16 protein-coding genes and 2 pseudogenes are annotated in these 16,876 nt (G+C 61.8%); 11 read left to right on the plus strand and 7 right to left on the minus strand.

Features of this window, described 5'->3' with window-relative positions:
• Positions 1 to 49: 49 nt before the first annotated feature.
• A complete protein-coding gene (locus tag AC13QO_RS00005) occupies positions 50 to 2,047 on the minus strand; it encodes a methyl-accepting chemotaxis protein (protein WP_285191864.1) in 1,998 nt (665 codons plus the stop codon).
• A gap of 417 nt (positions 2,048 to 2,464) precedes the next feature.
• On the opposite strand from AC13QO_RS00005, the gene rpmH reads away from it, so the two are divergent.
• The 4 genes from rpmH (at position 2,465) to yihA (ending at position 5,609) form a co-directional block, all read left to right on the plus strand.
• On the plus strand, positions 2,465 to 2,599 hold the full coding sequence (gene rpmH / locus AC13QO_RS00010) for a 50S ribosomal protein L34 (RefSeq protein WP_008524438.1): 135 nt from the start codon (positions 2,465 to 2,467) through the stop codon (positions 2,597 to 2,599).
• Positions 2,600 to 2,620: 21 nt separating this feature from the next.
• Positions 2,621 to 3,022 (plus strand): ribonuclease P protein component, encoded by a 402-nt coding sequence (gene rnpA, locus AC13QO_RS00015; RefSeq protein WP_285191866.1) that lies wholly within the window; start codon positions 2,621 to 2,623, stop codon positions 3,020 to 3,022.
• Complete coding sequence (yidC, locus tag AC13QO_RS00020) at positions 3,022 to 4,815, plus strand: membrane protein insertase YidC (RefSeq protein WP_285191867.1); 1,794 nt, start codon at positions 3,022 to 3,024, stop codon at positions 4,813 to 4,815. The genes rnpA and yidC overlap by 1 nt, the downstream gene beginning before the upstream one ends.
• Positions 4,816 to 4,955: 140 nt before the next feature.
• A complete protein-coding gene (gene yihA / locus AC13QO_RS00025) occupies positions 4,956 to 5,609 on the plus strand; it encodes a ribosome biogenesis GTP-binding protein YihA/YsxC (protein ID WP_085776766.1) in 654 nt (217 codons plus the stop codon).
• A gap of 163 nt (positions 5,610 to 5,772) precedes the next feature.
• Here yihA and AC13QO_RS00030 read toward each other — a convergent pair whose 3' ends face one another.
• Both AC13QO_RS00030 and AC13QO_RS00035 read right to left on the minus strand, forming a co-directional pair.
• A complete protein-coding gene (locus AC13QO_RS00030; RefSeq protein WP_285192125.1) occupies positions 5,773 to 6,492 on the minus strand; it encodes an anti-sigma factor in 720 nt (239 codons plus the stop codon).
• A 324-nt stretch (positions 6,493 to 6,816) separates the two neighbouring features.
• Positions 6,817 to 7,227, minus strand: a pseudogene (locus AC13QO_RS00035) (hypothetical protein); the annotation flags it as partial.
• On the opposite strand from AC13QO_RS00035, the gene argB reads away from it, so the two are divergent.
• Positions 7,169 to 8,056 carry an acetylglutamate kinase gene (argB, locus tag AC13QO_RS00040; protein WP_011423809.1) on the plus strand — a complete coding sequence of 296 codons (888 nt, stop codon included), beginning with the start codon at positions 7,169 to 7,171 and terminating at the stop codon, positions 8,054 to 8,056. The pseudogene AC13QO_RS00035 and the gene argB sit on opposite strands and share 59 nt — an antisense overlap.
• A 30-nt stretch (positions 8,057 to 8,086) precedes the next feature.
• Here the strand turns inward: argB and AC13QO_RS00045 are convergent, their stop codons facing one another.
• Complete coding sequence (locus tag AC13QO_RS00045; RefSeq protein ID WP_488539618.1) at positions 8,087 to 8,932, minus strand: oxidoreductase; 846 nt, start codon at positions 8,930 to 8,932, stop codon at positions 8,087 to 8,089.
• A gap of 123 nt (positions 8,933 to 9,055) precedes the next feature.
• Between AC13QO_RS00045 and AC13QO_RS00050 the strand changes: the two genes are divergently transcribed.
• From AC13QO_RS00050 to AC13QO_RS00065, 4 genes and pseudogenes are all read left to right on the plus strand, one after another.
• On the plus strand, positions 9,056 to 9,952 hold the full coding sequence (locus AC13QO_RS00050) for a LysR family transcriptional regulator (RefSeq protein WP_488539619.1): 897 nt from the start codon (positions 9,056 to 9,058) through the stop codon (positions 9,950 to 9,952).
• A gap of 68 nt (positions 9,953 to 10,020) precedes the next feature.
• Positions 10,021 to 10,125: pseudogene (locus tag AC13QO_RS00055) on the plus strand (acetylglutamate kinase); the annotation flags it as partial.
• Positions 10,126 to 10,772: 647 nt separating this feature from the next.
• Entirely contained in the window at positions 10,773 to 11,042 is a 270-nt protein-coding gene (locus AC13QO_RS00060; RefSeq protein WP_488539620.1) for a VOC family protein, read from the plus strand.
• Between the two features lie 207 nt (positions 11,043 to 11,249).
• Entirely contained in the window at positions 11,250 to 12,398 is a 1,149-nt protein-coding gene (locus tag AC13QO_RS00065; RefSeq protein ID WP_488539621.1) for an alpha-hydroxy acid oxidase, read from the plus strand.
• 64 nt (positions 12,399 to 12,462) lie between these two features.
• Here AC13QO_RS00065 and AC13QO_RS00070 read toward each other — a convergent pair whose 3' ends face one another.
• Positions 12,463 to 13,233 carry an isocitrate lyase/PEP mutase family protein gene (locus tag AC13QO_RS00070; protein ID WP_488539622.1) on the minus strand — a complete coding sequence of 257 codons (771 nt, stop codon included), beginning with the start codon at positions 13,231 to 13,233 and terminating at the stop codon, positions 12,463 to 12,465.
• A complete protein-coding gene (locus AC13QO_RS00075) occupies positions 13,230 to 14,303 on the minus strand; it encodes a bifunctional transcriptional activator/DNA repair enzyme AdaA (protein WP_488539623.1) in 1,074 nt (357 codons plus the stop codon). Before AC13QO_RS00075 ends, AC13QO_RS00070 begins: the two co-directional genes overlap by 4 nt.
• Positions 14,304 to 14,407: 104 nt before the next feature.
• Here AC13QO_RS00075 and AC13QO_RS00080 point away from each other — a divergent pair, with 104 nt between their 5' ends.
• Entirely contained in the window at positions 14,408 to 15,124 is a 717-nt protein-coding gene (locus AC13QO_RS00080; RefSeq protein WP_285191873.1) for a pyrimidine 5'-nucleotidase, read from the plus strand.
• A 106-nt stretch (positions 15,125 to 15,230) separates the two neighbouring features.
• The gene (locus tag AC13QO_RS00085; protein WP_085776757.1) at positions 15,231 to 15,848 is read left to right on the plus strand and encodes an EF-hand domain-containing protein; all 618 of its coding nucleotides are present in this window, start codon (positions 15,231 to 15,233) and stop codon (positions 15,846 to 15,848) included.
• A gap of 56 nt (positions 15,849 to 15,904) precedes the next feature.
• Here the strand turns inward: AC13QO_RS00085 and AC13QO_RS00090 are convergent, their stop codons facing one another.
• Positions 15,905 to 16,786 (minus strand): LOG family protein, encoded by an 882-nt coding sequence (locus tag AC13QO_RS00090; protein WP_285191874.1) that lies wholly within the window; start codon positions 16,784 to 16,786, stop codon positions 15,905 to 15,907.
• Positions 16,787 to 16,876: the final 90 nt, after the last annotated feature.

Consider the following 16,876-nt stretch of genomic DNA (forward strand, 5'->3'; position numbering starts at 1 on the left):
ATGCCGCGCCGGCCTCCTCCATCTCAACGTCGCACCTGTTGGAAAAGTCTCAGAACTCTTCCCAGCTCTGCTCGGCTGCAGCCGCACTGCCGCCGAAGGCGCGGGCGACTTTGGCGATCGCGCGGCGGGCGGGTGAGGCGACCGGCTGCCTGTGCGGCTCGTTGCGCACAAGCGCCACGGGCGCCACCGCATCCGAAAGCTTGAAGCGGGCAATGAGGTGCACCAGCCCGTTGGCTTCGGCTGAAAGCCGGTGCGTGGCGGCAGAGGTTTCTTCCACCATTGCAGCATTCTGCTGGGTCACCTGATCCATCTGGTTGACGGCGGTATTGACCTCCTTGAGACCGGTCGACTGTTCGACCGCGGCCGTGGCGATCGAATGGATATGGTCGTTGATGGCGATGACGCGGGCGCCGATTTCCGACAGTGCCTCACCGGTCGCCTGGACGAGTTTGACGCCGACCTGCACCTCATCACCCGATTTGGTGATCAGTGCCTTGATGTCCTTGGCAGCGGTCGCCGAACGCTGGGCGAGTTCACGCACTTCCTGCGCGACCACCGCGAAGCCCTTGCCGGCCTCGCCGGCGCGGGCGGCCTCGACCCCGGCGTTCAGCGCCAGGAGGTTGGTCTGGAAGGCGATCTCATCGATAACGTTGATAATCTGGCTGATTTCGCGCGAGGCCTGCTCGATGCGGCCCATGGCCTCGACGGCGTTGCGGACGACGACGCCGGAGCGGCCGGCATTTTCTTTGGCTTCTGAGACCATGACGGTCGCTTCATGCGCCCGCTCGGTGGAGTTCTGGACGACGGCTGTGATCTCGTCGAGCGCCGCGGAGGTCTGTTCGAGGGCCGCCGCCTGCTGCTCAGTGCGCTTCGACAGGTCGTCGCTGGCATTGCGCAGCTCGGATGTGTTGCCGTTCATCGCTTCGGTCGTCTCGCGCACTTCGCGCATCGTCGCCTGCAGCGTTACGAAGCTGTTGTTGACGTTCTGCTGCAGCTCGGCGAATGCTCCCTGGAAATTGCCGTTCATCGTCTGGGTCAGATCGCCTTCGGCAAGGCTTGCGATGACGCGGCGGGTCTCGCCGATCCCGGCATCGACGCTCGACAGCAGCGTGTTGATATTGCCGGCGAACCGGTTGAGGTTCTCGTCCTGATAGTCCTTGTCGATGCGATGGCTGAAATCGCCGGCCGCAGCCGCGGCCACGACGACCGACATGCTCGACTGCAGATCGTCGCTCTTGGCGCGCATCGCCGCCTCCTGAGCGTTCAGGCGCTTGACGGCAAGGCCGTTCTCCTTGAAGACCGCGACAGCGGCGGCCATCTCGCCGATTTCGTCCTTGCGGCCGGCAAAGGGAACCTCGGCGTCGAAGTTGCCGTTGGCGACCTCCTTGATCGCGTGGGTGACACGCTTGATCGGGCGGCTCAGATGGCTGGTGCCGATATAAAAGCCCATGCCGATGCCGACCGCGATGCCGATGCCGGTAATGCTGAGCACGAGCATCAGGACCCAGGAGCGGAAACTTTCGATATCGGCGTTGACGGCGTCGAGAGCTGCCTTGTCGGTAGCGACGACCGCGTCGATTTCAGCCTGGAAGGCCTTGCGATTGGCGCGATTGGCCTCGTTGTTGCCCTGCTGGCTGGCGGCCTCGGGCCCGACTTCGGTGCCGAGGCGGGCCGTTTCCGTGCGGAAGGTGCGGAATTCGGCGGCGCGAGAGACGAGCTTGGCGAAGTTGGCCTTCTCGCCTTCGGGAACGAGCGGCGCCCAGCCGGCGATGACCTTGTCGATCTCATCGAGAGCGGCCGTGATGCCCTTGGCGAAGTTCGGCGTATCCTTGATCGTCTTCGCCGCATAGATGCCGCGCGACTCCATGACGACAGCGGTGACGAAACGGTTGAGGCGCTCGCCGGCATAGGCGCGGGCGGCGGCCTGCTCGTAAGCAGTGAGGTTGCGGCTGTATTCGCGCATGGCGGACAATGCCGTTGCGCCGATCAGAAGGGCGACGGCGCCCATTACGCAAACCAGCAGATTAATCTTGCCGCGGATCTTCAATGCAATGCCTCCTAGCTCCCATCACTGCCTGGAAAGCCAGTTCCCGGCTGATGGTGCGAATATCCGCGAAATTCCTTAAAGTTACATTTCTAATGTTTACGATTATGGCCCCTGAATATTAGCCATGCCGGCGTCCGCCCCGGGCGCAAGTCGCTGAAAAGCATGACTTTCCGTCGCGGCGGCGATCAAGCACAACCTTCTGGAGCAGAGAAAACTTATTAACACTTACATGCGAAAACCACGCGCAGGCCAGCATTAGCGGTGAAATGATCTGTTATAATTGACTTTGGCAGGCTTCATCCGTATAAGCCGCCGCACGTCCGGTCACCTAGGCCTTCATGGCTCGCCCGTTCGAAAAACAACGCTCCTTGCATCATGCAAATTCAAGAAGGGCCGCACTCCGCGGTGTTTAAATAAATGAAGCGTACTTACCAACCATCCAAGCTTGTTCGCAAGCGTCGCCACGGCTTCCGTGCGCGCATGTCCACGAAGGGTGGCCGCAAGGTCATCGCTGCCCGCCGCGCGCAGGGCCGCAAGCGTCTCTCGGCTTAAGGCCGGGTTGCCCGATAAGAGATGGCGGGCGAATTGACGACCAGTGAGAAGAAACACGCTGTCGGGCGGCTGAAGAGCCGCCCGCAGTTTCTTGCCGTGCGCGAGGGCGAAAAACGCCGGGGAGGACTCTTCCTTCTCGAAGTGCTCGACCGGAAGGAACCCGACAGCCAGGCGCGTGTCGGTTTTACAGTCACCAAAAAACATGGCAATGCCGTAGAGCGAAACCGCATGCGCCGCCGCCTGAAAGAGGCGGTGCGGCTTCATGCGGGGTTTGCAATGAAGCCCGGACACGACTATGTGGTTGTCGCGCGCAGGGACGTGCTCAACGCGTCCTTCCAGGAATTGGCCGCGGAATTGAAATCCCGCGTGGAAACCAGGCCGAAACACCGGCGCCCCGGAGACGGACGCCCCAGGAACCTATGATGGAAAACAACCGCAATTATTTCATTGCGATCGCTCTCTCGGTGCTGATCGTCCTCGGCTGGCAGTTTCTCTATATGAATCCCCGCATCGAGGCCCAGCGCAAGGCGCAGGAAGCGCAGAAGGCGCAGCAGCAGACCGAGCAGACGCAGCAGCCTGCTGCTGCCGGCGGCGCACCGGCGCAGACGACCGGCGCGGCTCCGTCCGGCCAGGCGGCCGCGACGGCGACGCGCGAGCAGGCGCTCGAAAAGACCCCGCGCATCGCCATCGACACCCCTGCCCTTTCCGGCTCGATCAACCTTGCCGGCGCCCGGCTCGACGATCTGAAGCTCAAGGGCTATCACGAGACCGTCGACGACTCGAGCCCGACCATCACGCTGTTCAGCCCGGCCGAAACCAAGGATGGTTACTTCACTGAGCTCGGCTATATCGGCAGCGACGCAACGGGTGCGGTCCCCGGTCCCTCGACGCTGTGGACGGCGCCGGAGGGCGCCAAGCTCACCGAGAAGACACCGGTGACGCTCTCCTATACCAATGACAAGGGCCTGACCTTCACTCGCACGATTTCCGTCGACGACCGCTACATGTTCACCGTCGCCGACAAGGTTCAGAATTCGAGCCAGGCTCCTGCCTCGCTTTCCTCCTACGGCCGCGTGACGCGTTACAACAAGCCGACGACCCCCTCCGTCTACGTGCTGCACGAAGGGTTTATCGGCGTCATCGGCGACGACGGCCTGATCGAAAGCAAATATAGCGCGGTGGAGAAGGAAGCCGTGGCCCCGGCGAAATCCACCGGCGGCTGGCTCGGCATTACCGACAAATACTGGGCGGCGACGATCGTACCGCCGCAGACGTCAGCCTATGAGGCACACTTCTCGTATTTTTCCGACGGTCAGCCGCGCTATCAGGCAGACTATAAGGACGATGCCTTCACCGTTGCGCCGGGCCAGTCGGTTGAGCTCAAGAACCTCGTCTTTGCCGGCGCCAAGGAAGTGCCCGTCATCGACGGCTACGAGGCCTCCTATTCGATCCCGAAGTTCGACCGGCTGATCGACTGGGGCTGGTTCTATTTCATCACCAAGCCGATGTTCAAGCTGATGGACTTCTTCTATCGCTTCTTCGGCAATTTCGGCGTGGCGATCCTCTGCACGACGATCGTCGTCAAGGCGCTGTTCTTTCCGCTCGCCAGCAAGCAGTACGCCTCCATGGCGAACATGAAGCGCATGCAGCCGAAGATGGAGGAGCTGAAGGCGAAATTCGGCGACGACCGCATGGCGCTGCAGCAGGCGACGATGCAGCTCTACAAGGACGAGAAGATCAACCCGATCGCCGGCTGCTGGCCGGTGGCGCTGCAGATCCCGATCTTCTTCTCGCTCTACAAGGTGATCTACATCACCATCGAGATGCGGCACGCGCCGTTCTTCGGCTGGATCAAGGACCTTTCGGCGCCCGATCCGACGACGATCGTCAACCTGTTCGGCCTGCTGCCCTTTGAAGCGCCGACCTTCCTGCATCTCGGCGTCTGGCCGCTGATCATGGGCGTCACCATGTTCCTGCAGATGCGCATGAACCCGACGCCACCCGATCCGACGCAGGCGATGATCTTCAACTGGATGCCGCTGGTGTTCATGTTCATGCTGGCAAGCTTCCCGGCCGGCCTCGTCATCTACTGGGCCTGGAACAACACGCTCTCGGTGATCCAGCAGTCGGTGATCATGAAGCGCCACGGCGTCAAGGTCGAACTCTTCGACAATCTGAAGGGCCTGTTCCGACGAAAGACGGCACCGTCGAAATGATGCTTTCAAGCCCCGCTTCGGCGGGGCTTTTCATTTCCGGCCAGCTTGTGAAGCAAGACGCTGGCCGTCTGAAAGCTTGACATCCGCCGCCAAAACCACGAAGCCGACAGAAGACTGAACCCGGAGATTGCCGAGCCCGCATGCCCGAACACGAAAAGCCACTCTTCGGCCACCCATGGATTTTTATCCGCGGCGTCCCGTCGCTCAACTTCCTGCCGCCGGAAGGACCGCCGGAAGTGGCCTTCGCCGGGCGTTCGAACGTCGGAAAATCGTCCCTCATCAATGCGCTGGTCGGTCAGAAAGGTCTGGCGCGTACCTCGAACACACCGGGGCGCACGCAGGAACTCAACTACTTTGTACCGGACGGATATTCCGGCGAAGCGGGCGACCTGCCGCCGACGGCGATCGTCGACATGCCGGGTTATGGCTATGCGCAGGCGCCGAAGGAACAGGTCGACAAGTGGACGAAGCTCGTCTTCGATTACCTGCGCGGCCGCGCGACGCTGAAGCGCGTCTACGTGCTGATCGACAGCCGCCATGGCATCAAGAAGAACGACGAGGAGGTTCTGACCCTGCTCGACAAGGCGGCCGTCTCGTACCAGGTGGTGCTGACCAAGACCGACAAGATCAAGGCGCCGGCCGTGCCGAAGCTTCTGGCCGACACGGCGGAAAAGATCCGCAAGCGCCCGGCCGCCTATCCCTACGTGCTGTCCACCTCGTCCGAAAAAGGCGACGGGCTCGATGACCTGCGCCAGGCGATCGCCGAAACCGTCGGCATTGCAGGTTGGAAATAAAAGCGGCGCTGCGCAGAGCCCCCGATGCCTCTGCCATACGGATAGTTTTACATCGTCGGCAACAGCACCTTATCGACGACGTGGACGACGCCCTCGTCCTTGCCCTTCCTTGTCCTTGATTATCTTGGCGACGGTCCTGGCCATCGCATCGCGCGAGGCATCGTTATGGCCGGTGCACCTTGCCGCTCGCAATGACCGGACCGGTCACCTGTCCGCTCGGGGAGCCGCCGAAAGGCTCTAGGCTGACGGCAAGGGTTGCGCCATCGGCGACATTATTGCGCAGATCGGCGGGAATGACGAGTTCGCCGCTTTCGCCGGGCTGGAAGATGCCGAGCGATTTCGGCGCGCCGCTGCCCGGCACCAGCCAGAGTTCGAGCGATTTCTCCTCCGGCTTGCCGGCGGCGACAGGCACGATCTTCAGCCGGCCGCTCTGGATCTCATAGGAGGCGCGGAGATTGATCGCGTTGTTTTGGCCCGAAAGTTCGGCTGCCAGCGGTGCCGGCCCCTGCGGCTGCGGCACAAGGCCGGAGGCGAAGATGACGGCACTGACGGCAACGACGATGCAGGCGAACGCCAATGAGCGCCAGAAGATCGCCGAATTCCACAGCCCCTGCGAAAAGGATGCGGGTTTTCCGGCCTCGCCGAACAGCCGGGACTCGATCTGCTTGAAGGTTTCCCGGCTCGGCGCGACGCCGTCATATTCGTCGTTGAAGGCGGAAAGGTTGGTTTCCCAACGGCTGACGATCGCCGCAAATATCCGATCGCGGCGCATGCGCTCTTCCACCACCCGGCGATCCTGCTGCGATAGGACGCCCAAGACATATTCACCGGCGAGGACCTCGTCGCGGGAGCGGTTTCCCTTGCTTTTGTCGGGCGATGTCATCGTTCCATGCACTCTCTCAGTTTCAAGAGGCTGCGCCTGAGCCAGGTCCGCATCGTGTTCAGCGGAACGCCGAAGTGATCCGCCAGTTCCTGATAGCTCCAGCCCTTCGACATAAGCCCGTTTCATGGCGACCGCACGATCAGCTTCCAACTCTTCCATGCAGGTGTCAATCCGCCTTCCTCCATCCTTCGTCACCGTCTGTCTTTCCGGGTCGGGTTCGGAAGCGGCAAGGTCGTAAACGCTCTCGAGTTCGTCGGTGACGGGCTTGCGCGCACGCCGCAGATCGATCGACCGGTTGCGGGCAATTGCGGCCAGCCACGCCGAGGACGATCGCGGCTGCCTGGAAGCTTCGAGCGCGTTGCCAGATGCTGATATAGACTTCCTGCAGGCATCCTCGGCCTCCGTGCGGTCCTTCAAGATGCGCAGGCAGATTGCGAAAAGTTTCGGTGCAGTCTGGTTGTGGAGGGCAGCGAATGCCAGGCGATCGAGCGCGACGCGGCCGATCAGGTCCTTGATCTCATCGCCTTGCATGAGTTCCCCATATCGTGCTTCGCTCAGCCGGCGGGTCCAACTCCTTTGGCTCCGTGCCACATACGAAAAACTATTGCGGTCTGGATTATTCCCTCTGTCAGAAACTTGCGATAAAAGGCCCGCGATCAACTCCTGCGGGGTCCCCATGAACGAGTCCGAAAGCGAAATCCAGGCACGTCTTCTCGCCCAGGCGCTGCCTTTCATGCAGCGTTATGAAAACAAGACGATCGTGGTGAAGTACGGCGGCCATGCGATGGGCAATCCCGAGCTCGGCAAGGCCTTTGCCAGCGATATCGCGCTTCTGAAGCAGTCGGGCGTCAACCCGATCGTCGTCCACGGCGGCGGCCCGCAGATCGGCGCGATGCTGACCAAGATGGGCATCGAATCGAAATTCGAAGGCGGGCTTCGCGTCACCGACCAGAAGACGGTCGAGATCGTCGAGATGGTGCTCGCCGGCTCGATCAACAAGGAGATCGTCGCTCTGATCAATCAGACCGGCGAATGGGCGATCGGCCTTTGCGGCAAGGACGGCAACATGGTGTTCGCCGAAAAGGCGCGCAAGACCATCAAAGACCCGGATTCCAACATCGAGCGGGTGCTCGATCTAGGCTTCGTCGGCGAAGTGGTCGAAGTCGACCGCACGCTGCTCGATCTGCTCGCCCGCTCCGAGATGATACCGGTTATCGCGCCGGTGGCGCCGGGCCGTGACGGCGCGACCTACAATATCAACGCCGACACTTTCGCCGGCGCCATAGCCGGCGCGCTCAACGCCACCCGCCTGCTGTTTTTGACCGACGTCCCCGGCGTGCTCGACAAGAAGGGTCAGCTCATCAAGGAACTTTCCGTCGCCGAAGCGCATGCGCTGATCGCCGACGGCACGATCTCGGGCGGCATGATCCCCAAGGTCGAGACCTGCATCGATGCGATCAAGGCCGGCGTGCAGGGCGTCGTCATCCTGAACGGCAAGACCGCCCATTCCGTCCTGCTCGAGATCTTCACCGAGCACGGCATCGGAACGCTGATCGTGCCCTAATCGAACAGGGCGCCTGCAGGCGCCCCTTTCTCATGCTTCGGCAAAATCCGTCGAAAGCGTGAGGTTTTCCCAGGCGTCGATTTCCGCGCTCAAGCTTTTCAGCTTGTCGCGGATGAGCGAAAGGGCATCGGCTCCAAGCACCAAATGGACAGGTGGTTTTTCTGCCTCGACCAGCGCCATCACGGCTGCTGCTGCCTTACGAGGATCGCCCGGCTGTGTGCCGTTCTTTTCCTCACGTGCCCTGCGGATCGGATCGAATAGCGCATCGTAATCGGCAATGTTCCTGCCGCTGCGCACCATGGAGCGGCCCGCCCAATCGGTTCGGAACGAGCCAGGAGCCACCGCTGTGACCGAGATGCCGAAGTCTTTCACTTCTTTTGCAAGAACCTCGCTCACGCCTTCCAGCGCAAATTTGCTGCCGCAATAATATGCGATGCCCGGCATGGTGATGAAACCGCCCATGGAGGTGATGTTGATGATATGGCCTGCCCGTCGCCGGCGCATAAACGGCAGGACAGCCTTCATCATTCCGACAGCCCCGAAGACATTAACTTCGAATTGCCGGCGCATCTCCTCGATGAGCGATTCCTCCAATGTTCCCTCATGTCCGTAGCCGGCATTGTTGATGAGAACGTCCACGGGACCGACTGATTTCTCGATATGCATAACAACCGGTTCAATCGCCTCGACATCGGCGACGTCGAGCTGAACGGCGATGGCACGACCGGGCGCCAGATTTTCGAACCGTCTCGCGGCTTCGATGTTGCGCACCGTGCCAACGACTCTGTACCCCTTTGCGAGTGCGGCTTCCGCGAAGGCTCGGCCAAGGCCCGAGCTGACACCGGTAATCAGCCACTGCTTTCCAATTGCACGCATGTTGAACTCCTGAATCGCTATAATCGCGCACCGGCAAGGCGAGTGCGCTGCGGTTATGTGGACAGGCGAAAGGAGTATTTCCAATATATTGCACAGGCGATGTTGATATCTTAAAGGTATGACATGGAGCTGCGTCACCTTCGTTATTTCATTGCCGTCGCTGAAGAACTGAACTTTACGCGGGCGGCGCGCAGGGTTGGCATCGGACAGCCCCCACTGAGCAACCAGATTCGCGATCTTGAAAATGAGGTTGGCACGTCGCTTTTCCGGCGCCTTCCGAGCGGCGCCGAACTGACCGAGGCGGGTAAGGCTTTTCTGCCTGAAGTTCGCGCCATCCTGTTGCAGGCGGAACAAGCAAGGCAAAGCGCTCTGCGGGCAGCGCACGGCCAGCAGGGTCGGCTGCGGGTGGGGTTTACCAGTTCAGCGGTTTTCAATCCGATCGTGCCTGCCGCGATCAACGTCTTTCGCGAGAAATATGCAGCGGTCGGGTTCAGCCTGGAGGAAGCGCCCACTGCGCGATTGCTGGAACGGCTGAATGCGGCCGAACTCGACGCCGTCTTCATCCGTCCGGGCAGTGGCGACCCGGCGCAAGCCAGGTCTCAGCTTCTGGCCGAAGAGCCGATGGTCATCGCCCTGCCGTCCGGACATGCCAAGTCAAAAGCGCAGGCATTGCGGCTCGACGAACTTGCGGAAGAAAGCTTCGTCCTCTTTCCGCGCGAGGCAGGCGCCGGTTTTTTCGACGACATTCTCGCCGCCTGCCGACGAGCGGGATTTGAACCGGTTCTTGGCCAGCCGGCGCCACAAATCACGGCGATTCCCAGCTTGATCGCCGTCGGCCTCGGCATCTCGATCGTACCGGCGGAGATGACCAAGATCAATGTCCCCGGCGTTCGTTACATTGCGATCGCCGGCGACGCGCCAAAGGCACGATTGGCCCTCTCGACCCGGCGTGACGAGCGCTCGCCTGTCGTTCGAAATTTCGTCGCACAAGCCATCAGCATGCAGCGGAGCTTCGCCTAGCAAAAGCCAGCTGCGGCGCAAGTTCGCCGCCGTCAACGACCTCAGGCCGCACGATCCGAAGGTCAGTCAAGGCCGGCGTGCAGGGCGTTTTCATCCTGAACGGCAAGAGCGCCCATTCCGTCCTGCTCGAGATCTTCACCGCGCACGGCATCGGGACGCTGATGGTTCCCTGATCGAGGCTGCGCCCCTTGCCGCACGAGAGGCGCATCTTTCTACACGGGCACAGCGCCTGCCCAACTGGTCCCTCCTGTCGCGCTTTTATCCGGCGATCAGACCGGCATGGGATCCCCGCCTATCAAGGCGACTCTTCGCGCGGGCGAGCGCCTGGCTTTCCTTTTTAATCGGCCGACCGACCGGGCAGACCTCCTGAACGAAACCGTTGAGCGTATTGACCAGATTGTTCTCGATGAGCACAGGGAGCAGCGCTGCGGCGTGTCCTTCGAAGCTTCGCCCTGTGGGCTGCGCGCCTCAGAGGGACGTCGGTGGATGCCGCGCCGAAGCACGGAGGAGCGCGGTGGCACAGCATGAGCCGCGTCAGAGGATAAGCGCAATACCCCAAGAGAGCCTCACCCTCAGGTGCCCCGCAGGGGTCTCGAAGGGCGGGGCGGGTGCGCTGCCAATCGATGAATGCAGGAGCAGCGCTGGCGCATGTCCTTCGAGGCTCCGGCCTTCGGCCTGCGCGCCTCAGGACGAGGTCGTTGAAGGATGCCCCGCGCCGAAGCAAAGAGGTGTTGAAGGATCGCATCCCATGCAATAACTGGCATTGAAGCGCGGCAAGGCAGAGCCAATGCGGGTGCGCCCTCAGCAGAGGATATGGATCATGCGCCTCAATCAGGTGACCGTTACGATGCCTGACCTCGATGCGGGCTGGCATTTCTACTGCGTCCTCGGTCTTCGCCCCGTTGTCGATGCGCGTCCCCGGTATGCGCGTCGTCTGCCCCGATGGGGACAGCACTTTTTCGCTTCACCAGGGCGAGAAAGGCGGCGGCGGGACGACGGTCTATTCGAGTGCGAGGATCTGGACGAAACGGTCGCCAAGCTTAGCGCAGCCGGACTTCGGTTCGCAAGCGGGCCGGAGGACAAGAGCTAGCTGTGGCATGAGGCGGAGCTGTTCGATCCCGGCGGCAACCGCGTCGTTCTCTATTTCGCCGGATCCAACCGCGTAGATCCGACATGACGGGTGGGATGAGCGGCCAATCTTCGCGCCGAGAGGTCGCAAATCGTACAATGAAGCCTTGGCAAGATTTCGAATCGTGCTTTAGGTTGCGCCCCGAAAATCAACGGCTCGAGCAAAAAGATGCGCCTTACAGACTGCTATAACTTCCACGATTTCCGGCGCATGGCCAAGCGGCGTCTTCCAGGGCCGATCTTCGACTATATCGACGGCGCCGCCGATGACGAGGTGACGTATCGGCGCAATACCGCAGCCTTCGACAATTGTGATCTGGTGCCCGATGTTCTCAAAGGGGTGGCCGAGGTCGATATGTCGGTGACGGTCATGGGGCAGAAGCTCGCCATGCCGGTCTATTGCTCGCCGACGGCGTTGCAGCGGCTGTTTCACCACAAGGGGGAACGGGCGGTCGCGGCGGCGGCGGCGAAATACGGCACGATGTTCGGCGTCTCCTCACTCGGCACGATCAGCCTGGAGGAGGCCAGGCAGATCAGCGACGGACCTCAGGTCTATCAGTTCTATTTCCATAAGGACCGCGGGTTGAACCGCGAGATGATGGCGCGGGCGAAAACGGCGGGCGTGCAGGCGATGATGCTGACGGTCGACAGCATCACCGGCGGCAACCGCGAGCGCGACAAGCGCACCGGTTTTTCCATTCCCTTCAAGCTCAATCTCGCCGGCATGATGCAGTTTGCGATCAAGCCCTCCTGGGCGATCGGCTGGCTGACGCATGAGGGTTTCCGGCTGCCGCAGCTCGAAAACCATGTCAAGATGGATGGCGGCGCGCTGTCGATCAGCCGCTATTTCACCGAAATGCTCGATTCCTCCATGTCGTGGAACGACGTGGCCGACATGGTGCAGGCCTGGGGTGGGCAATTCTGCCTGAAGGGCATTATGTCGGTGGAGGACGCCAAGCGCGCGGTCGAGATCGGCTGCACCGGCATCGTGCTGTCCAACCATGGCGGCCGCCAGCTCGACGGCTCGCGCAGCGCCTTTGATCAGCTGGCCGAGATCGTCGATGCGGTCGGCGACCGGATCGACGTGATGATGGATGGCGGCGTGCAGCGGGGAACCCACGTTCTGAAGGCGCTGTCGCTAGGGGCGAAAGCGGTCGGGCTCGGCCGTTACTACCTCTTCCCGCTTGCTGCCGCCGGCCAGCCGGGCGTGGAGCGGGCGCTGGAGACGATGCGCACCGAGCTCGAGCGTGACATGAAGCTGATGGGCTGCACCTCGGTCGATCAGCTGACGCGGCGCAATCTGCGCTTCCGTTCCTGAGCGGCGCAGCATGTGATTACGGGCCGCAGCCTTTCATGCGGATGCGGCCCCCGCAGCAGCCCGCTCAGAGTAGGCTGTAGATCGCCGCGGCCTCCTGCTTCAGCTTTTCCATCATCGACCGGTATGGTCCCGGGCCGTAGCTGATGCGGCCGACGCCGAGCTTTGCCAATGTTTTCACGTCAGGCGCGCCCGTCCGCATCATGATGTTGACCGGCAGCGACGAGGCTGCGCAGATCTTTTCGATCAAGGCGGGATCGATCAGGCCCGGAACGAAGAAGCCGCTGCCGCCGGCCGCGGCGTAGGCCCTGCCCCGCTCGATCGCCTCATCCACCAGGCCGGTATGTTTGGAGAGGTCGCTCTCGGCCAGGAAGAGGTCGGTACGGGCATTGATGAAGAAAGGCATGTCTTTGCTGTCGGCCATGGCGCGAATGGCGCGGATGCGGGCCGCCTGGTTTTCGACCGGATAGAGCCCCTCGCCCGCAACCACCCGATCCTCGAAATTGATGCCGATGACGCCGACCTCCATCAGCTTGGCGACATTGGCGGCCGCACCCTGAGGGTCTGCCGAATAAGCCCCTTCGAAATCGACCGAAAGCGGCAGATCGACGGCATCGGTGATGGATTTCGCCGTCTCTACAAGCACCGACATCGGCAGTTTCTCGCCGTCGGCAAAGCCATGAGCTGCGGCAACCGACCAGCTTCCGGTGGCAAGCGCCTTGGCGCCGGCATCGGCGACGGCCTTCGCCGTCCCCGCATCCCAGATATTGTAGAGGACGATCGGGTCGCCCTTCTTATGAAGCGCGCCGAATGCCTTGGCCTTTTCAGTCCAGTTCATGCTGTCTCCTCCATCCTTGTCTCCATGCTGATCTTCTCTTCGTGGCGCAGCAGCCATTGCTTGCGCCAGAGGCCGCCGCCATAACCGGTCAGAGAACCATCGGCGCCGAGGATGCGATGACAGGGCACGATGATGGCAAGCTGGTTGGCGCCATTGGCGCGGCCGACCGCACGCACGACCTCCGGCCTTTCCATCTCCCTGGCGAGATCGCCATAGGCGCGCGTCTGCCCGACCGGGATCTCCATCAGCTTTCCCCAGACATGCTTTTCGAAGGGCGTGCCACCGAGCGCCAGAGGGGTCCTGAAGACGGTCAGCCGGCCTTCGAAATAATCGCGGATTTCCGCCTCGATCTGATCTATCGCGGGGGTGCGGCCGATTGCGACGGAGGAGCGAACGCGCTTCTGCAGCGCTTCGAGTTCGCTCAGCAGCGCCTTGCGATCGTGAAATTCGAGAAGATGCAGATGCGTCTTGTCGGCGACCGCGATCATCGGCCCGAGCGGCGTATCGAACCAGTCGGCAAAAAGCAGTTCGCGATTCTGCGAGAGTGCCGGCGCCTTGCCGACGAGCCGCTGGAACGCCGCCCGGAAACCGCTCGGAGATTCGTAACCCGCGTCGAGCTGGGCATCGATGACGCGCGCCCCGTCGGCGAGCTGCCGGGCCGCTTCTCCGAGCCTGATATGACGGACGATGTCATGGAAGGTTATGCCGAGCGCCCGCTTGAAGGCGCGCCGCACGGTCGAGGGATCATGGCCGCGGCGCACGAGCTCATCCTCGCTCCAGCGAACCTCCGGCTCGTCGTCGAGCGCGGCAAGCAACAGATCGACGACCGGCTCCCTGCCCGGCTGCTCCAGCGGCCTGCAGCGCCGGCAGGGGCGGAAGCCGGAATGCATGCAGGCGGCGATCGTCTCGAAGAACAGCGTATTTTCCCGCTTCGGCTTGCGCGCCGGACAGGTCAGACGGCAGAAGATGCCTGTCGTCTTGACGCAGACATAGGCCTGGCCCTCATACTCGGCGCTGCGCGCGATCAGGGCATCATAGAGCGTGTCATCGTCGGGGCGTTCGAAAAGCATGACCGCTTTCTAACATCCCAGGCCTGCCGCGTCCGCCGAAAATCGGGCGTCTATTTTTTCTCTGTCGATTTCCTTGGGCGACCAGCCGTGCCATAAGGGCGGCCATGACCAAGATCGACCGTACGCCTGAAAAAGCCGATTTCGAACACGTGACAGACTGGGTGTTCGATCTCGACAACACGCTCTATCCCCATCACATCAATCTTTTCGCGCAGATCGACAAAAACATGACCGCCTATGTCGCGGCGCTGTTGCAGATGGAGCGGGAAGAAGCGCGCAAGCTGCAGAAGCAGTATTATCTCGACCACGGCACGACGCTGCAGGGCCTGATGATCCATCACGGCATCGATCCGAACGATTTCCTCGAAAAGGCGCATGCGATCGACTATTCGGCGCTGACGCCGCAGCCGGAACTCGGCGAAGCGATCAAGGCGCTGCCGGGGCGCAAGTTCATCTTCACCAACGGCAGCGTCAAACATGCCGAAATGACTGCCGGGGCGCTCGGCATCCTCGAACATTTCGACGATATTTTCGACATCGTCGCCGCCGAGTACGTGCCGAAGCCGGCGCAGGCGACCTATGACAAGTTTGCGGCGCTGAAGCGGGTCGAAACGAACAAGGCGGCGATGTTCGAGGATCTGCCGCGCAATCTGACGGTACCGAAGGCGCTCGGTATGCAAACCGTGCTGCTTGTGCCGCGCAACCTGGAAGAGACCGTCGTCGAATGGTGGGAAAAGACCAGCGGCGACGAGGATCACATCGATTTCGTCACCGACGACCTCGTCGCGTTTCTCGGCAAGGTGACCAGATCCGGCAGCTAAAGCCACGTTACCAAAGTTTCACCCAGCTTACCGATGTTTAACTGGGTCTTTCAGGCCCGCTGCCATAGCTTCTTTCGTGAGGGGACACCTTACGAAGGGAAACACGATGTACCGCAACAAGCTGATACTGGCAGCGCTCTCCTCCGTCCTAATCTTCGGCGCTGCAGCCGGGGCAAGCTTTGCCGCGCCGGGCGACGGGCCGCGCCCGCATCATACCGGCATGGACCGCCCGGGCCGCGACGCCTTCCTCGAAATCACCTATGTCCGCATGCTCAAGCAGTTCGACGCAAACAAGGATGGAAAGGTCTCCAAGGAGGAGGCGACGAGCGGCCTCGACAAGATTTTCGCGGCGATCGACACCAACAATGACGGGTCGCTGACGCCCGGCGAAATCCGGCAGTACCGGCAGACGCAGCTGCAGGCGATGAGAGATCAGCACAAACAGGACGCCGGCGACGAGAAGGACGCGAATGCCGCGCCCGACATGCCGGACAGCGACTCCGGGCAGCCGCCGCGCGACGGCCATGACGGTCATCGCTGGATGCGCCATGGCGGCAACATCATGCGCGCTTCGATGATCATGCATCGGATCGACACCGACGAGAACGGGCAGATTTCCAAACAGGAGGCCGTGGCCGCGTTCGACAAGCTGTTCACGCGCATGGACCGCAACAAGGATGGCGTCATCTCGATCGACGACATGCCGGATCGGCCGCTGCTGTAAGCGCGGACTTACCGTTGCCCCTGCTCTTTCCCCGTCCGACGGGGAAAGAGCATATCTCAGAGACTCTGGCCCGGTTCGCGGTGTTCGTAGAAATCCTGGACGATCTTCCACGCGGCGTCGGCCGTGTCGACGAAGCTGATCAGCTTGACGTCATCCGGCGCGATCGTGCCGAATTCCGCCAGGGCGTCGAAATTGATGATGCGGCGCCAGAAGGCCTCGCCGAAAAGGATCAGCGGCAGACGCTCCATGCGGCCGGTCTGGATCAGCGTCAGACATTCGAAGAATTCATCGAGCGTTCCGAAGCCGCCGGGGAAGACCGCGATCGCCTTGGCGCGCACCATGAAATGCATCTTGCGAATGGCGAAATAGTGAAAATTGAAGCTGAGTTCGGGCGTGACATAGACGTTCGGAGCCTGCTCGTGCGGCAGCACGATGTTGAGACCGATTGACGGCGCGCCTTCGTCGGCCGCGCCGCGATTGCCGGCCTCCATGACGCCGGGGCCGCCGCCGGTCACGATGACATATTCCTGAAAGTCGAAGCCCGCCGAATATTTCGAGCAGAGACGGGCAAATTTGCGCGCCTCGTCATAATAGACGGAGGCCGCCTCCAGATTGGCGCGCTGGATCTCGTTGCGCGCCGCCCAGGCACTCTGGCCGGGGGCGGGAATGCGGGCGCCGCCGAACATGACGACGGTCGACCGGATGCCGCGCTCGGTCAGCATCATCTCCGTCTTCAGCAGTTCGAGTTGCAGCCGGATCGGCCGCAACTCCTCACGGCAGAGGAAATCCTCGTCGACATAGGCTAGGCGATAGGCCGGCGACAGCGTCTGCGGCGTCTTCGGCACGGCCTCGGCGCGCTGCCTGTCGGTCGAGCTGCTCTTCAACGGGTCCCATACGCCGTCCTTGCGCCTAGAACCGCCGTTTCGTCCCTTCGCCATGTCGAAATGCCTTTCAGTATTGCCGGCCGTGAAACCGGATATGTCGCTATAACGCCTTGAATCCAGGTATGATCTTGTTCGAAAAATCAT

Source organism: Rhizobium sp. CNPSo 3670 (assembly GCF_057784555.1).

Bases quoted from the DNA above. Each gene is read 5' to 3' on its own strand.
- rpmH (WP_008524438.1), top strand. From the start codon at position 2,465: ATGAAGCGTACTTACCAACCATCCAAGCTTGTTCGCAAGCGTCGCCAC.
- rnpA (WP_285191866.1), top strand. From the start codon at position 2,621: ATGGCGGGCGAATTGACGACCAGTGAGAAGAAACACGCTGTCGGGCGG.
- yidC (WP_285191867.1), top strand. From the start codon at position 3,022: ATGGAAAACAACCGCAATTATTTCATTGCGATCGCTCTCTCGGTGCTG.
- yihA (WP_085776766.1), top strand. From the start codon at position 4,956: ATGCCCGAACACGAAAAGCCACTCTTCGGCCACCCATGGATTTTTATC.
- AC13QO_RS00030 (WP_285192125.1), bottom strand. From the start codon at position 6,492: ATGACATCGCCCGACAAAAGCAAGGGAAACCGCTCCCGCGACGAGGTC.
- argB (WP_011423809.1), top strand. From the start codon at position 7,169: ATGAACGAGTCCGAAAGCGAAATCCAGGCACGTCTTCTCGCCCAGGCG.
- AC13QO_RS00045 (WP_488539618.1), bottom strand. From the start codon at position 8,932: ATGCGTGCAATTGGAAAGCAGTGGCTGATTACCGGTGTCAGCTCGGGC.
- AC13QO_RS00050 (WP_488539619.1), top strand. From the start codon at position 9,056: ATGGAGCTGCGTCACCTTCGTTATTTCATTGCCGTCGCTGAAGAACTG.
- AC13QO_RS00060 (WP_488539620.1), top strand. From the start codon at position 10,773: ATGCGCCTCAATCAGGTGACCGTTACGATGCCTGACCTCGATGCGGGC.
- AC13QO_RS00065 (WP_488539621.1), top strand. From the start codon at position 11,250: ATGCGCCTTACAGACTGCTATAACTTCCACGATTTCCGGCGCATGGCC.
- AC13QO_RS00070 (WP_488539622.1), bottom strand. From the start codon at position 13,233: ATGAACTGGACTGAAAAGGCCAAGGCATTCGGCGCGCTTCATAAGAAG.
- AC13QO_RS00075 (WP_488539623.1), bottom strand. From the start codon at position 14,303: ATGCTTTTCGAACGCCCCGACGATGACACGCTCTATGATGCCCTGATC.
- AC13QO_RS00080 (WP_285191873.1), top strand. From the start codon at position 14,408: ATGACCAAGATCGACCGTACGCCTGAAAAAGCCGATTTCGAACACGTG.
- AC13QO_RS00085 (WP_085776757.1), top strand. From the start codon at position 15,231: ATGTACCGCAACAAGCTGATACTGGCAGCGCTCTCCTCCGTCCTAATC.
- AC13QO_RS00090 (WP_285191874.1), bottom strand. From the start codon at position 16,786: ATGGCGAAGGGACGAAACGGCGGTTCTAGGCGCAAGGACGGCGTATGG.